Here is a 14474-nt window from a genome sequence, read left to right on the forward strand (position 1 = left end):
AAGCGAGGGTCCCCCTGCCGCACCACTTGGAGGGCGTACCGTGCACCGCCGGCACAACGGGCTCAGGACAGCAGTCCTCCTCGGAGGACTGTCCGCACTCATCATCGTCATCGGCAGCTTCTTCGGCCGTATGGGGCTCGTCATCGCCGTCCTGGTAGCGCTGGCCACCAATGCGTACGCGTACTGGAACAGCGACAAGCTGGCCCTCCGCGCGATGCGCGCCCGCCCGGTGAGCGAGTTCGAGGCCCCGGGGCTCTACCGCATGGTCCGCGAGCTCTCCACACAGGCCCGCCAGCCCATGCCTCGCCTGTACATCTCCCCGACGGAGGCGCCCAACGCCTTCGCCACGGGCCGCAACCCGCGCAACGCCGCCGTGTGCTGCACCGACGGCATCCTGCGCCTCCTGGACGAGCGCGAGCTGCGCGGCGTCATCGGCCACGAGCTCAGCCATGTCTACAACCGCGACATCCTCATCTCGTCGGTCGCCGGTGCCCTCGCCTCCGTGATCATGTTCCTGGTCAACTTCGCCTGGCTGATCCCGATCGGGCGCTCGGACGACGACGACGGCCCCGGCCTGCTCGGCATGCTGCTGATCATGATCCTGGGCCCGCTGGCCGCCTCTCTCATCCAACTGGCCATCAGCCGCTCCCGGGAGTACCAGGCGGACGCCTCCGGCGCCCAGCTCACCGGCGACCCGCTCGCCCTGGCCAGCGCCCTGCGCAAGCTCGAACTCGGCACCAAGCAGCTCCCGCTGCCGCCCGAGCCGCGCATCGAGACCGCCAGTCACATGATGATCGCGAACCCGTTCCGGCCCGGCCAGGGCCTTTCGAAGATGTTCTCCACACACCCGCCGATGGCGGACCGCATCGCCCGGCTCGAGAAGATGGCAGGTGGGAACCAGTGAAGACCATCCTCAACGTCATATGGCTCGTCCTGAGCGGCTTCTGGCTCTTCCTCGCCTACATGGTCGCCGGCCTGCTCCTCTGTATCACCGTCATCGGCATCCCGTTCGGCATCGCGGCCTTCCGTATCGGCGTCTACGCCCTGTGGCCCTTCGGGTACACGACGGTCGAGCGCCGTGACGCGGGCGCGCCCTCCTGCGTCGGCAACGTCCTGTGGCTGGTGCTCGCGGGCTGGTGGCTGGCCCTCGGCCACATCGTCACCGGCATCGCGCTGTGCGTCACGATCATCGGCATCCCGCTCGGCGTCGCCAACTTCAAGCTCATCCCGGTATCGCTGCTCCCGCTGGGCCGCGACATCGTGCGGACGAACGAGCCCTTCGCGGTGCGCTGACGGCGGGGCGACGCCACCCGGTTTCCACAGGCCACGGGTTATCCACAGGCCCGCCCGGCTGTCAGCGGCGGCCTGCATCATGAACCCATGACCGCGATCGAGCAGTTGCAGACACGAGCGAGGGGCAAGGCCCACAACACCTGCCCACGCAGTCGGACTTCACGTCCTGAGCCTGCCGACCCTGGCAGAGGCCCCTGACGGGCAGCAACCGGACAGCAGTCATGAGGCCCTGGACCGCAGCTGAAGAAGCCCCGACCGACCACGGCCACGAAGCCCCGGCCACAGCAAACAGGGCAGTACTACGCCCTCCCGGCCCTCGCCCGCACCACCCGCCGCACCCCGTACGCAACCGCACCCACCACGAGCACACCCGCGCCCACGACCACCGAAACCCCCGGCAGCGAGAACGCCAGCACCGCGCACCCGACCAGCCCGACCACCGGCACCACCCGTGCCGTCGGCGCCGAACCCAGCGTCCAGGCCGACGCGTTGGCCACGGCGTAGTACGCCAGCACCCCGAAGGAGGAGAACCCGATCGCGCCCCGGACGTCCACCGTGGCGGCCAGGACCGCGACCACCACACCCACGGCCAGCTCCGCCCGGTGCGGCACCTGGAAACGCGGATGCACGGCCGCCAGCGCGCCCGGCAGATGCCGGTCCCGGGCCATGGCCAGCGTCGTCCGCGAGACGCCCAGGATCAAGGCGAGCAGCGACCCCAGCGCGGCCACGGCCGCACCGATCCGCACCACCGGCACGAGCCAGGGCATCCCGGCCGCCCGCACAGCGTCGGCCAGCGGCGCCGTCGCGTCCCCGAGACCGTCCGATCCCAGCACCGAAAGGACAGCCACCGCCACACCCGCGTACACCACCAGCGCGATACCCAGTGCCAGCGGGATCGCGCGCGGAATGGTGCGCGCCGGGTCCCGCACCTCCTCACCGAGGGTCGCGATCCGGGCGTACCCGGCGAACGCGAAGAACAGCAGACCGGCCGCCTGAAGCACACCGCCCGCACCGTCCGATGCCCCGATGTCCAGCCGCCCGGCATCCGCCTCGCCGGACATTAGACACACGACCACCACAGCAGCCAGGACAGCCAGGACCACCGCCACGATCACCCGCGTCAGCCACGCGGACTTCTGGACACCGCCGTAGTTCACCGCCGTCAGCGCCACCACGGCCGCGACCGCCACCGCGTGCGCCTGCCCCGGCCAGACGTACGTGCCCACGGTGAGCGCCATCGCCGCGCAGGAGGCCGTCTTCCCGACCACGAACGACCAGCCCGCGAGATACCCCCAGAACTCCCCGAGCCGCTCACGCCCGTACACGTACGTACCGCCCGAGGCCGGATACAGGGCGGCGAGGCGAGCCGACGACATGGCGTTGCAGTACGCGACCACGGCGGCGACGGCGAGCCCGAGGAGCAGCCCGGAGCCGGCCGCGTGCGCCGCGGGCGCGAGGGCGGCGAAGATCCCGGCTCCCACCATCGAGCCGAGTCCGACGACGACGGCGTCCCCGACGCCTAGGGTGCGGCGCAGTCCGGAAGCGGAGGCTGTCATGCACCGCACCCTACTGATCAGTGCAACCGGCGGGCGCCGCCAGGGCGTCCTCCCCACCAAGACGGTGTGAACGCGCGCGGCAAGGACGTCGCACGCGGAACACCCGGCGTACGACGCACGACGCACGAGCACGGCCTGCCGGGAGCAAGATCACATGGCCGGGACAGTGCGGGCACAGCGTGGAAGGGCAGGTTCACGGCATGACCATCATCAGCTGGATCCTCCTGGGACTGTTGGCCGGAGCCATCGCGAAGTTCCTGCTGCCGGGGCGCGACCCGGGCGGCCTCATCGGCACGACTCTGATAGGCATCGCGGGAGCGTTCATCGGCGGCTGGATATCGGCCCGCTGGATGGACCACCCGATCACCCAGAACTTCTACGACGGCGCGACCTGGGCCGCGGCGATCGGCGGATCGCTCGTCCTCCTGATCGCCTACCGCCTCCTGTTCGGCAACTCACGCAGCTGACCGCGCGCGACGCTCGACCGGCATACGCCCGCCCCGCACAGCCCCACGACTGGCCGGTGCCCACCGCCTGTGCGCACGCCCCAGGACTGGCCGGTGCCCACCGCCCGTGCCCGGCACGCGCCCATCGACCGCAGCCAGCAGGCGAGAAGGGTGGGCACCCAGCAGGTGCCCACCCTTCCTCGTAACCATGCAGACCGGGAGCCCGCCCGTGCAGACCGGGAGCTCCGAGGTCCCGACTGGACCTACCGGTAGTTCACGAACTGCATGGCGAAGTCGAAGTCCTTGCCCTTCAGCAGGGCGATGACGGCCTGAAGATCGTCACGGCTCTTGGAGCTGACGCGCAGCTCCTCGCCCTGCACCTGCGCCTTCACGCCCTTGGGGCCCTCGTCGCGGATGGTCTTCGCCACCTTCTTCGCGTTCTCCTGGGAGATGCCCTCCTTGATCGACGCGAAGATCTTGTACTCCTTGCCGGAGAGCTGGGGCTCGCCCGCGTCCAGCGCCTTCAGCGAGATGCCGCGCTTGATCAGCTTGGACTGAAAGACGTCGAGGATGGCCTTCACCCGGTCCTCGGAGTTCGCCTCCATGAGGATCTGCTCACCGGACCACGAGATCGAGGCACCCACGCCCTTGAAGTCGTAGCGCTGCGAGATCTCCTTGGCGGCCTGGTTCAGTGCGTTGTCGACCTCCTGCCGCTCGACCTTCGAGACGATGTCGAAACTGGAGTCGGCCATGTCCTGTGGCTCCTTGTATCGGGGTGCGTATCGTGCGTACCGGCGTACGTGGGCGGCCGCCGGGCCTGTTCGGATCCCGGGCCGCATCCGGACAAGCCTAGCCACCCCCCGCCCTCCGAGCGCCGATCAATCGGGTGGCGAAGCACCCCTCCACATCAGGTATTGTTTACGTCGTTGCCACGGAGCGCCGCCGGAAAGGCGGTTCGACGGGCAGCAACCCCGGCGGTGTGCCCGAGCGGCCAAAGGGAGCAGACTGTAAATCTGCCGGCTCAGCCTTCCCAGGTTCGAATCCTGGCGCCGCCACACGACCGAAAGGGTCTGTGACCAGCAGCAACGCTGGTCACAGACCCTTTCGTCGTTCACGGGCCCGACCTGATCGCTATGGGCGCTTTTTCCCAGTGTGTCTCACCCTGATTCGGGTGCTGACCAGTCCGTGTGGGGCAGGCGTGGGGCAGCTTCCGACCCTCCTAGCTGCCGTTCCTTAGCGCCCGCTCGATCCGGGCGTTCGCTGTGGCGGCGCCGCCGTCCAGGCACTTCGCGTACACCCGGAACAGCACGGCCACGCTGTGGCCGGCGCGCGCGGCTACCTCCTGCGGTTCCACCCCGGACTGAGCCACGTGGACACGGCGGCGTGGCGAAGATCATACGGACGCTTCGCCAGCAGTGACGCGCACTGAGCGGGCGTGAGAGCGCGCGCATTGGCTTCCGCCCACACCTCGCCGTATCCGGTGTCCTGGATGAGCCCGCCGCGTTGCGTCCGAAACAGCCGCCCGTCGGGGGTAACTCCGTATGCCGTGACGTGCCACCGCAGCAGGTTCACGAGATCGGGCGGGATCGGAACGGTGCGGACTGCTTTCCGGGGCCGGTGCTTGAGCCCTCGCCGACCGTGCGCCTCACCGCTGTCCGTCCAGGCCGACCCTGAGCGCGGGCGAGTCTCCCGGAGGCGCAGAGCTGCGAGTGAGGCGTCTCGCCCGTCTTCCAGCGCAACTCTGCGGAGGTCTGTCCACGATCCTTCCGCTGGCGGACGGACCAGATCCGAACGTCGTACGTCTTCTCCATCGAGGGCCTTCCTACGAAAGGGGCCCCGCCATGGCGGGGCCCCGTGGTGCGGTCAGAGATCAGGCTGCGATTTCGTGCGTGGCGCACCAGGCGTTCAGGTCGCTGCGGCGACACCGGATATGCCCGTTCGGGAGCTTTATGAGCTTGGGGGCCTTGCCTCGGGCGCGCATGCGGTAGAAGGCGGCGCGGCTCATCTCGATCTCTTCGAGGACTTCGGGGAGCTTGAGCATCTTGGGGCGGGCCAAGGCAGGGACTCCTTCGGAGAGTTCAGCGGGCAGGGTGAAGGGAAGCGGGTCCGCGTGTGTCCGAGGTGCGGAGCGTGGCGACGTCTGAGCAGATGCGCTCCCTGGAGTCGGCATCAAGAAGGTCGCCCATCTGAAACTATTGCGTCTCGCCGCGCCTACAGCCAAGCCAGGGGGCTGATATCTGTGGAAAAGGATGACCAGGCAAGCTGGACAGAGTCTTACAGCCGGCTCCGACCCACGTACACGGAATACTGTAGGAAACTGAAGGAGCTCATCGAGACCATCATCTACTCAGCAGATGTTGACGTGGTGCAGATCGACGGACGAGTGAAAGACGTGGACAGCTTCGCTGAGAAGCTGACCAGGAAGGCAGGGAAGTACACCGACCCACTGAAAGAAGTCACCGACCTCGTAGGAATCCGCGTGATCACCTACTACATGGAGGACGTGAATGAAGTAGCAGATTTGATCCGCAACGAATTTCATGTCCTAGAGGAGCACAGTGTAGACAAGGCGGCCGAGTTGGCCGACGATCAGTTCGGATACTCCTCATTCCACCTCATATTCGAGCTTGGCGATTCTCGAAAATCTCTACCTGAATGGCGAGCCTTCGAGAACTATCGAGCAGAAATCCAAATCCGCACCGCCCTTCAGCATGCCTGGGCGGCAGTAAACCATAAGATCGAGTACAAGAAGGCGCACGAGGTGCCCAGGGAATTGCGCCGCAAGCTATTCCGACTCAGTGCACTCTTCGAGCTCGCAGACGAGGAGTTCTCCAACATCAAGCAGGAGGGGCTGGAGCTCTCTCGAATGTACACACGGGTTGTCGGGGGCGGAGATTACGATGTCGAGATCAACGCGGATTCCATCGCCGCCTGGATATCCGTCGATCCGCTGGTCCAAGATCTTCTCATGCGAGCCAAAGATGCCGGTTACCCCCGGATCGATGAGGGGGGGTCCAGTCAGGCCGCCTTCGACCGCACGCGTCTGACTGAGGCTCTTGATGCTTACTCGATTGGGAAACTGAGTTCACTTGTCGACACGCTACGGGACGCCGACGAGCACATCGCACCGGCGCTCAGAGCACTGAGCAACGAAGGAATAGAAAACAACGGGTTCACTTCTCCCGAAGATTTGATACTCCAACTTCTTCTTGTTCTGCAAAAGGCCGACGGGGGAGAGTGGTCTGATCTTTACACGTCGCATCTAGAAGAATTCGAAAATGCGAAAAGGCTACTACCTGAGAGTTGAGAACGGGTACTCGCCAGGTCTCTGTACTCAGTCACGCCGAAATTCTGCCTCGTGCTGATCGGTCGCGACTAGGTTCACCAGTCCTGCTTGAAGCCAGCGGCGGAGGATGGGCTAGTCCGTCCGCCGGGGCCGAGGTGGCGGACAGGGGAAGCGGAGGAGGAGGCACGTGGGCCATCTGTGGGCCAGCGCAGCAGCCGTGAGTGTGCGAATGAGCGTTCATACAGGTCACGCGCTGTACGGACGCTGCTGCCACGACGCTCTTGGCCGTTCCGCCTCAGTGGGTGGCGGGCACTGCGAGGGCGTACAGGTCAGTGACGTGACCCGGCTCTGCCTGGGACCATCCTCAGCATGGACGCGACGGTGCTGGGTGCGTTGATCGGTCTTGTCGGTGTAAGTGCGGGCGCCGGTGCCACCTTCGGTGGTGTGGTCTACCAACAGCGCCATGCATCCCGCGCAGCGGAGACTGCTCGGCGGCGAGGTGAGGCAGTCACTGCTGCGGAGAAGCTGCTGGCCGAGTTGTTAGTCATGCAGCAAAACCTACGGCGGGGGGCCTACGACGTAACCGGGGACGAGGTACACGAGTACAACCGTGCTAGAAGCCGTCATCACGCCACCGTCCAACTGCACTCGCAGTGGTTACCCGATGCGGAGCTGAGGACGCGACTCGGCATCAACGCCCTGTATACCCAGATTGGGCCGGCCGGTGATCCGCGAAGTGACGTGCAACGTCGTGCGGATGGGATGAGTTTGTGCCTGGACAGCATCGCCTGCCTCGGCGCCTTCTTGCGCTCTGAGCCCATCCCACAAAGGGACGCTGCAACGCTTGAGGTATTGGCTCGGTGGCCTCAAGGGCAGTCCATGGACAGGTTCATAGTCTCGGGTCCTTCCGTTAGCGCAGATGAGACACCGAACACGCCTACGGGGTAGCGCTTCGCTCTTCGAGCTGGACCGCACAGCGGCTGGACCGGCGACTAATGGCGGTGCCCTGCTCCGGCTGGTCGGCAAGATGGTGCCCGACGAGGAGCTGAGAGAGCCGAGCCTGATTAGAGGCGGGCCCGATTCCCCCACGCGTCCCCCAACTACGGCAAGGACAGGAAGAAGCGCAGGTTACTGATGCTGAAGGTAGCCCGCTGTAAATGTGCTGCCGAGCCAGGGCGGCGGGTGCATGCTCACCCGCGATCACGAGGAACGCCCTCCTCCAGCCTCGTGGTGCGTCAGGAGCGGGGGTTTGGATAGGCGCCGAGGAGGTTGGGTACGCCGCAGGCGGTGGCGAGGAGGTCGGCGTACGCGGCAAGGATGCGACGGGTGTCGTTCAAGGCGGTTCGCAGCTGAGCCGACTGGGGCCAGGCGCGCTCGTGGTCGCGGAGGGAGCGGTCCGCGGGGCGACGGCTCTCCCAGTCCTCCAACGCAGGGTGCCAGGCGGCGAGGAGCGGGCGTACACCGTAGTTGAGCATTGCCACAGCCAGGTACCCGAAGTTGTACTCGCCGTTCCGTTTCGGTTCGGCGATTTGCGGCCCGTGACGGCGCAGGATCTCGCGAGTGGTGCCGAACAGCGAGTACAGGCTCGTCAGCGCCTCTCGCAGCAGGCCCTCGTCCTCCCGCAGCGGCACCACAGATACTCGGGTGATCAGCTCTACATACAGCTCCCAGGCAGCTCGCCGCTCCGCGTCGTTTGGCTCCCAGCTGCCTGCGATCTCAAGCATCGGCAGCTTCAGCCTGACTTCCACGTTCTTCGGCGCCTGGGCCATTTCTCTGCCTCTTCCTACCTACGAGATCTCGGCGTTCTCTCCCCTGCCCCACGCTATACGCGAGATCATGGCCGGTGCTCCACGTTACGAGCGTCAGGGGATTCGGGGGTCAACGGTGACCGACACCACGCAACGAATTTTTGTCAGCTACGCAGGCCCGGACCGGGCCTGGGCGGAGTGGGCCAGCTGGCAGCTCCAGCAGGCTGGGCACCAGGTTGAGCTGGACCGGTGGCACTGGCGCACCGGAGACGACTTCGTCCAGAAGATGAACCTTGCTCTCGACAGGGCCGACGCGGTGGTGGCCCTGTTCTCCAGGCACTACTTCGCCCCCAAACGATGGACCCGAGAGGAGTGGTCGGCCACCGTGGCCCTTCGGGGACGCCTCGTTCCGGTGGCGATCGAGCTTCTGGCCGACGACGACATCCCCGCCCTCCTGGCCGGGATGCTGCGCACAGACGTTCACGGTCTGGACGAGACCGCCGCTACTGCTGCCCTGCTTGAAGCAGTCCATGGACCGGTTACCCCTACCGGTCCGGTCGCCTTCCCTGGTGCCGCCTCCGCCGATACGACTACGGAACCTGATACACAGCGTCCCCGACTACCCAGCAGCGTCGGTCTGCCCGAGGTGTGGAATGTCCGTCGCCGCAACCCCGACTTTGCCGGCCGCGAGGCTGTTATGGGGCAGCTTCGTACCGGTCTGCTCAGCGGACACCAAGCAGTGGTCCAGGCGCTCCACGGCATGGGCGGCATCGGGAAGACCCAGATTGCCTTGGAGTACGCTCACCGCTTCGCCAGCCAGTACGACCTCGTGTGGTGGGTCGATGCGGAACAGGCCGACCAGTTGCCCGTCCGCTACACCGAACTCGCCGACCGCCTCGGCATTGCCAAATCCGATGCCGGCTCCGAACCCAACGCCCGTGCTCTTCTCCAGCATCTGCGGACGCGGCACCGCTGGCTTCTCATTCTCGACAACGCTGAGCACCCTGATCAGATTGAGCCCTGGCTCCCCGAGGGGCCAGGCCACGTTCTGATCACCTCACGCAACCCCGACTGGCACGGGATCGCTCACCAGAGTGACCTGGGCGTGTTCACCCGCACCGACTCCTTGGCCTACCTCAAGAGTCGTATCTCGGGAATGACCACTGAGCACGCCGATCTCCTGGCGCAGGATCTCGGCGACCTACCCCTTGCGCTCGCCCAAGCTGCGGGAGTTCTGCGCAGCGGCATGACCCTGGACCGCTACCGTCAACTTCTGACCACCGACACCGCACGCCTCCTGCAGGAGAGTGACGTGCGCGACTATCCCGCGCCGCTGGCTGCGACGGTCAACATCGCCGTTACCCGCCTCGTGGAAGATGGCCACCCCGATGCCACCGCCCTGCTCCGTCTCGGCGCGTTCCTCGGCCCCGAACCCATCCCCACCGCCTGGCTGGAGACGGCCCGCCCCCGACTGGCCACCATTCCCGGCGACCCAGACGACCCGATGTGGCTGCGCAACGCCCTCCAGCCCCTCGGCCGCTTCGGACTGGCCCGCACCGACTTCGACACCTTCCAGATCCACCGACTGACCCAGGCCATCATCCGCACCCAGACCAGTCCTGACCTGGTCGTAGCAATCCGCGATGACGTCACCGCTGTCCTTGCAGCAGTCAACCCGGGCGACCCGCGATCTCCGGCTGACTGGCCAGCGTGGGCCTCTCTCACCGTCCACCTCACCGCCCCCCACGTCACCACCGCGATCACCAACCGGCCTGCACTGCGCCCCACCCTCTCGAAAGCGGCTCACTTCCTCATCTGCAGCGGCCTGCCGCGCGCCGCCCATGACCTCAGCGCAGTACTGCATCAGGCATGGAGCATCGATGTGGGGCCAGATCACCCCGACACCCTTACCTGCGCACAGTTTCTGGGGCACGCGACCGTCGGACTCGGCGACTACGCCAAAGGGCACCTCATCATCGAGGACACCCTTGTCCGTCGCCGCCGTGTTCTGGGTGAGGACCATCCCGACACGCTCCACTCTGCCAACGATGCATCCACCAACCTGTCTTACCTGGGGGAGCATGCGGAGGCCCGCCGCATGCAGGAGGATGTTCTCGCGCGTCGTGGCCGTGTTCTGGGTGAGGACCATCCCGACACCCTCACTTCCGCCGGCAACCTCGCCAGCGCCCTGAACGCCTTGGGGGAGCATGCGGAGGCCCGCCGCATGCATGAGGATGTTCTCGCGCGTCGTGGCCGTGTTCTGGGTGAGGACCATCCCGACACCCTCACTTCCGCCAACAACCTCGCCGGCACCCTGAACGACTTGGGGGAGCATGCGGAGGCCCGCCGCATGCATGAGGATGTTCTCGCGCGTCGTGGCCGTGTTCTGGGTGAGGACCATCCCGACACCCTCAGTTCCGCCGGCAACCTCGCCAGCGCCGTGGACGCCTTGGGGGAGCATGCGGAGGCCCGCCGCATGCATGAGGATGTTCTTGCGCGTCGTGGCCGTGTTCTGGGTGAGGACCATCCCGCCACCCTCAGTTCCGCCAACAACCTCGCCGGCACCCTGAACGCCTTGGGGGAGCATGCGGAGGCCCGCCGCATGCAGGAGGATGTCCTTGGGCGTTGTCGCCGTGTTCTGGGTGAGGACCATCCCGACACCCTCACTTCCGCCAACAACCTCGCCAGCACCCTGCACGCTCTCCGTCAGTACCCGGAGGCCGTCCGACTCTTGAAGGATGTACGTGCCAGCTACGTGCGCCTCTTCGGTGCGACGCATCCCAAAACTGAGCGTGCCACCCGGAATCTCGCCGCTGCACTGACCGCGATGGGAAGGACACATGAGGCGCAGCAGCTGACTGGTCGGAAGTCGAACCAGGGCAAACGCCGCTTTGGCCGCAAACGCCGTTAACGAAGCATGGCCAGCGCCTCCAATGCGCGATGCAGGAACGCGCTCACACCGTGATCAGCTCCCGGCTCGGGCAGACGCGGCATGAATGCTGACGGCGCTTACGGTTCTCAGCTTGGTGGGGCAAGTGTGGGGCAGCTTCACTCAGTGGTGGCTTGAATCCCTGGTAAGAGACAGACGCGCGCGGTCTGTAAATCTGCCGGCTCAGCCTTCCCAGGTTCGAATCCTGGCGCCGCCACACGGGAAACAAAGGGCCCGTGACCTGCGAATCTTGCAGGTCACGGGCCCTTTGTCGTGCGGTCGCGAGATCAGTCCACCGTCTCACTGTGCCTCGTGTTCGACCACCCGTCTCGGACTGTGTGGACGGGGCGTGGACGGCGTGCTCGGCGAGCAGCCGGGCCCTTCCAGGCGCGTCGAGATCTTGGCGTTCGCTGCCTCATCCCGTTCTTCAGGAACTTGGCGTACGCGGTGTCGGCCCGTCATCGGGGTGGCGACGGCGGCGGTGAGCAGCGTCACGGTGACGGCCCAAAGGGCGTCCGACGCCGGGGCGTTCAGCAGCCGGGGCAGCTCCGGGACGATCGGATCACCAGCGTCGGCATCAGCGAGACCACGATCCCGCCGAAGGCCAGAACCGCCACCACGGCGTCCGCCCGCGGCGCCACGGGCCTCCCGTCGTCGGTGGGACGGGGAAGGACATGGGGCATGGCCGGGCCTCCGTAGGGGCGTCAGGGGCAGCGCGACCCGTCAAAGCCAAGCCAAATCGATTGAGTTGAGCAATCGGATGGGGGTGGAGGCACGGCGAGCGGACGGAGGAGGCCGCGGGGCGAGGGAGCGGAGAAGACCACGGGGCGGGGGACAGGCATACGCAGGCCGCACGCGCGGCACACTGGCCCCATGTCCTCCCGTCGCAGAACCTGCCCCGAGTGCCGTCGCGAGATCGCCGTCGTCGCCGGGCGGTACGCGCGCCACGACCCGCCCGGCGCCCGGGAACACGGCGAACTCACCTCATGCCCGGGCTCCCGCCGCCAGGCCCGGCTCGGCCCGGAACAGCCCTCCCTGGACGGCTACGCGGTCCCCGACTTCCCGGGCCAACTGCCCCTGTTCTAGGAACGCTTCCCCGGCGTCGTCAGTTCCCTGCCACCGACTTCACCGCCACGGACACCGGAGCCGGTCCGCTGATCAGCTCCAGAGTGAGGCCGGCCGTCGCGGGGGTGTCCACCAGCTCCGCCAGCACGGCGGCCACGTCGTCGCGCGGAATCGGGCCGCGACCCGTGTGCGCCTCCAGGCGTACGAGCCCGGTGCCGGCGTCGTCGGTGAGCTGACCGGGGCGCAGAATCGTCCAGTCCAGGGCGTCCAGACCGCGCACGTACGCGTCCGCCTCGCCCTTGGCGCGCAGGTACACGTCGAAGATCTCGTCGCCCTGGTGCTGCGGGTCGGCGCCCATGGACGACACGATCACGAAGCGCCGCACGCCCGCCGTCACCGCCGCGTCAGCGAAGAGGACCGCCGCGGCCTTGTCCACGGTGTCCTTGCGGGCCGCCCCGCTGCCCGGGCCCGCGCCCGCCGCGAACACCGCCGCGTCGGCACCCCTGAGCCGTTCCGCGACCTCGTCCACGGACGCCGACTCCAGGTCGAGCACGACCGGTTCGGCACCGGCCTCCCGGAGATCGTCGGCCTGTTCGGCCTTGCGGATGATCCCCGCAACCTCGTCTCCGCGCGCGGCGAGCAGCCGCTCGAGCCGCAGCGCGATCTGACCATGACCACCAGCGATGACAGTACGCATGCCTTCGACCGTACGCCCGGACAGCACCGTCCGCCGCACGGCTTCAGCCACGCCCCGGAGCCCCACCCGCCCCGGGCCCTACGACAACTGCCCCCGCCCCTGCCGCGGCAGCCCCAGCTCCACCGAAGCCGCCGAACTGCAGAACTCCCGCACCGCGCTGGTCCGCGCCACCACGCGCCCCTGGTGCACCACCACCCGGCTGTACGCCAGCGAGAGCGCCCCCGCCAGCCGGTCCCCGCGCACCGCGAGCAACTCGGCCGGGAAACCCGCCTCCACTCGCACCTCCGGCAGCCCCAGCACCGCCCGCGCCGACCCGCTCACCGTGTCGTACGCCTCCTCGGGCGAGAGGCCGTAGCGTGAGGCCAGCAGGAACGCCGCCTCCATCGGGTCGCCGCGCCCCACGGGGTTCGACACGTCCCGCAGCGCCCCGCTCCCCGCGGCCACCCGCACCCCGGCCGCGCGCAGCAACCGCACCGGAGCCGCCCCCCGCCGGTCCACACCACCGCAGCCGCCCTGCGGCAGGCACACCACCGTCACCCCGGCCGCCGCGAGTTGGTCCGCGGTCCGCGAGGCCACTTCGGAGGGCAGCCGGCCCAGATCGCCGCAGGGGCTGAGGGTCACCCCGGGACGCAGTCCGCCCGCCATCGCCGCGAGCCGGGCCAGCCGCGCCGGATCCCCGGCGTCCGTGTGCAGGTCGACGGGACAGCCGTGCTCGGAGGCCACCTCCAGGACCGCCTCCACGTACCCCGTCGGATCCGGGTCGAGATCCGGCCGGCCGCCCACCACCGAGGCGCCCATCTTCACCGCGTCCCGCAGTACCGCCAGCCCGTCCGCCCCGGCCACCCCGGTCAGCACTCGGGGCATCGCCACCGTCGTCAGCTCGGCCAGCCCCCGCAGCGCCCGCCGCGCCTGCAACACGGCCGCCAGCGCGCCCAGCCCCTGGACGTCCCCCACGCGCACATGGGCCCGCACCGCCGTCGCCCCGTGCCCGAGCTGGAACAGCGTGGCCTCGGTTGCCCGGCGCTGGACGTCCTGGGGCTCGTACGAGACCGGGCCCTCGGCATCGGCCGACAGCGCCGTGTCGGCATGGGCGTGCGGCTCGGCCGGGGCCGGCAGCAGCAGATAGCCGCCGAGATCCACTCGCGCCCCGCACGCGCGCGTGCCGCCCGCCGCCAGGCTGCCGGCCGTGCCGACCGCCTCGATACGCCCGCCGCCCAGCCGTACGTCCACGGTCCGGCCGTCGGTGAGCCGCGCCCCGCACAGCAGCAGCGACGACGGGTCGGCCGGACCCGGCGAGGACGACGGGGGTGGCGGCGGCTGCGGCTGGCTGTCGGGCATCGCGCTCCTGGGGCTCGGCTGCGCACGCGAGGACGCATGATCACTCAGAGTGAGTCGAGCCTAGGACGGCCTCCCGCCCGTCGCGGGGAGGAGCGCAATAGTCGTACCGGCGTGGC

The 14474-nt window shown here is 68.0% G+C and carries 12 protein-coding genes, 1 tRNA gene and 2 pseudogenes; 7 read left to right on the plus strand and 8 right to left on the minus strand.

Annotation, left to right across the window (positions count from 1 at the left end; genetic code table 11):
• Positions 1 to 40 precede the first annotated feature (40 nt).
• Entirely contained in the window at positions 41 to 904 is an 864-nt protein-coding gene (htpX, locus tag AOQ53_RS38930; protein ID WP_031118818.1) for a zinc metalloprotease HtpX, read from the plus strand.
• Positions 901 to 1293, plus strand: a complete 393-nt coding sequence (locus tag AOQ53_RS38935) for a YccF domain-containing protein (protein WP_059424745.1) — start codon at positions 901 to 903, stop codon at positions 1291 to 1293. Before htpX ends, AOQ53_RS38935 begins: the two co-directional genes overlap by 4 nt.
• 299 nt (positions 1294 to 1592) lie before the next feature.
• Here AOQ53_RS38935 and AOQ53_RS38940 read toward each other — a convergent pair whose 3' ends face one another.
• Positions 1593 to 2849 carry an APC family permease gene (locus AOQ53_RS38940; RefSeq protein WP_059424747.1) on the minus strand — a complete coding sequence of 419 codons (1257 nt, stop codon included), beginning with the start codon at positions 2847 to 2849 and terminating at the stop codon, positions 1593 to 1595.
• Between the two features lie 200 nt (positions 2850 to 3049).
• On the opposite strand from AOQ53_RS38940, the gene AOQ53_RS38945 reads away from it, so the two are divergent.
• Positions 3050 to 3316, plus strand: coding sequence for a GlsB/YeaQ/YmgE family stress response membrane protein (locus tag AOQ53_RS38945; protein WP_059424749.1), 267 nt, complete (start codon positions 3050 to 3052; stop codon positions 3314 to 3316).
• Positions 3317 to 3558: 242 nt separating this feature from the next.
• Here AOQ53_RS38945 and AOQ53_RS38950 read toward each other — a convergent pair whose 3' ends face one another.
• Positions 3559 to 4047, minus strand: coding sequence for a YajQ family cyclic di-GMP-binding protein (locus AOQ53_RS38950; protein WP_059424751.1), 489 nt, complete (start codon positions 4045 to 4047; stop codon positions 3559 to 3561).
• A 221-nt stretch (positions 4048 to 4268) separates the two neighbouring features.
• On the opposite strand from AOQ53_RS38950, the gene AOQ53_RS38955 reads away from it, so the two are divergent.
• Positions 4269 to 4350: transfer RNA gene (locus tag AOQ53_RS38955), tRNA-Tyr, on the plus strand.
• 164 nt (positions 4351 to 4514) lie between these two features.
• On the opposite strand, the pseudogene AOQ53_RS47195 reads toward AOQ53_RS38955, so the two are convergent.
• Positions 4515 to 4996: pseudogene (locus AOQ53_RS47195) on the minus strand (site-specific integrase); the annotation flags it as partial.
• 169 nt (positions 4997 to 5165) lie between these two features.
• The gene (locus AOQ53_RS38965) at positions 5166 to 5351 is read right to left on the minus strand and encodes a helix-turn-helix transcriptional regulator (protein WP_059424753.1); all 186 of its coding nucleotides are present in this window, start codon (positions 5349 to 5351) and stop codon (positions 5166 to 5168) included.
• A 183-nt stretch (positions 5352 to 5534) separates the two neighbouring features.
• Here AOQ53_RS38965 and AOQ53_RS38970 point away from each other — a divergent pair, with 183 nt between their 5' ends.
• Positions 5535 to 6602: a GTP pyrophosphokinase gene (locus AOQ53_RS38970; RefSeq protein ID WP_059424754.1), complete on the plus strand. Its 1068-nt coding sequence runs from the start codon at positions 5535 to 5537 to the stop codon at positions 6600 to 6602.
• A 1214-nt stretch (positions 6603 to 7816) separates the two neighbouring features.
• Here the strand turns inward: AOQ53_RS38970 and AOQ53_RS38975 are convergent.
• A complete protein-coding gene (locus AOQ53_RS38975) occupies positions 7817 to 8350 on the minus strand; it encodes a hypothetical protein (RefSeq protein ID WP_059424756.1) in 534 nt (177 codons plus the stop codon).
• A gap of 115 nt (positions 8351 to 8465) precedes the next feature.
• On the opposite strand from AOQ53_RS38975, the gene fxsT reads away from it, so the two are divergent.
• Positions 8466 to 11240, plus strand: a complete 2775-nt coding sequence (gene fxsT, locus AOQ53_RS38980; protein WP_059424758.1) for an FxSxx-COOH system tetratricopeptide repeat protein — start codon at positions 8466 to 8468, stop codon at positions 11238 to 11240.
• 468 nt (positions 11241 to 11708) lie between these two features.
• Here fxsT and AOQ53_RS42510 read toward each other — a convergent pair.
• Positions 11709 to 11941 (minus strand): annotated as a pseudogene (locus AOQ53_RS42510) (MFS transporter); the annotation flags it as partial.
• A 190-nt stretch (positions 11942 to 12131) separates the two neighbouring features.
• Here AOQ53_RS42510 and AOQ53_RS38985 point away from each other — a divergent pair.
• Positions 12132 to 12344, plus strand: a complete 213-nt coding sequence (locus AOQ53_RS38985; RefSeq protein WP_059424760.1) for a hypothetical protein — start codon at positions 12132 to 12134, stop codon at positions 12342 to 12344.
• 19 nt (positions 12345 to 12363) lie between these two features.
• Here AOQ53_RS38985 and AOQ53_RS38990 read toward each other — a convergent pair whose 3' ends face one another.
• Both AOQ53_RS38990 and AOQ53_RS38995 read right to left on the minus strand, forming a co-directional pair.
• Complete coding sequence (locus AOQ53_RS38990) at positions 12364 to 13020, minus strand: NAD(P)H-binding protein (protein ID WP_059425037.1); 657 nt, start codon at positions 13018 to 13020, stop codon at positions 12364 to 12366.
• A 78-nt stretch (positions 13021 to 13098) separates the two neighbouring features.
• Positions 13099 to 14358 carry an amidohydrolase family protein gene (locus AOQ53_RS38995; protein WP_059424762.1) on the minus strand — a complete coding sequence of 420 codons (1260 nt, stop codon included), beginning with the start codon at positions 14356 to 14358 and terminating at the stop codon, positions 13099 to 13101.
• Between the last annotated feature and the right edge of the window lie 116 nt (positions 14359 to 14474).

Origin of the sequence: Streptomyces azureus (assembly GCF_001270025.1) — a bacterium.
Lineage (GTDB): Bacteria > Actinomycetota > Actinomycetes > Streptomycetales > Streptomycetaceae > Streptomyces > Streptomyces azureus.

Excerpts from the sequence above, each read along its gene's own strand:
- AOQ53_RS38995 (WP_059424762.1), bottom strand. The coding sequence starts at position 14,358 with ATGCCCGACAGCCAGCCGCAGCCGCCGCCACCCCCGTCGTCCTCGCCG.
- AOQ53_RS38985 (WP_059424760.1), top strand. The coding sequence starts at position 12,132 with ATGTCCTCCCGTCGCAGAACCTGCCCCGAGTGCCGTCGCGAGATCGCC.
- AOQ53_RS38945 (WP_059424749.1), top strand. The coding sequence starts at position 3,050 with ATGACCATCATCAGCTGGATCCTCCTGGGACTGTTGGCCGGAGCCATC.
- AOQ53_RS38990 (WP_059425037.1), bottom strand. The coding sequence starts at position 13,020 with ATGCGTACTGTCATCGCTGGTGGTCATGGTCAGATCGCGCTGCGGCTC.
- AOQ53_RS38940 (WP_059424747.1), bottom strand. The coding sequence starts at position 2,849 with ATGACAGCCTCCGCTTCCGGACTGCGCCGCACCCTAGGCGTCGGGGAC.
- AOQ53_RS38950 (WP_059424751.1), bottom strand. The coding sequence starts at position 4,047 with ATGGCCGACTCCAGTTTCGACATCGTCTCGAAGGTCGAGCGGCAGGAG.
- AOQ53_RS38975 (WP_059424756.1), bottom strand. The coding sequence starts at position 8,350 with ATGGCCCAGGCGCCGAAGAACGTGGAAGTCAGGCTGAAGCTGCCGATG.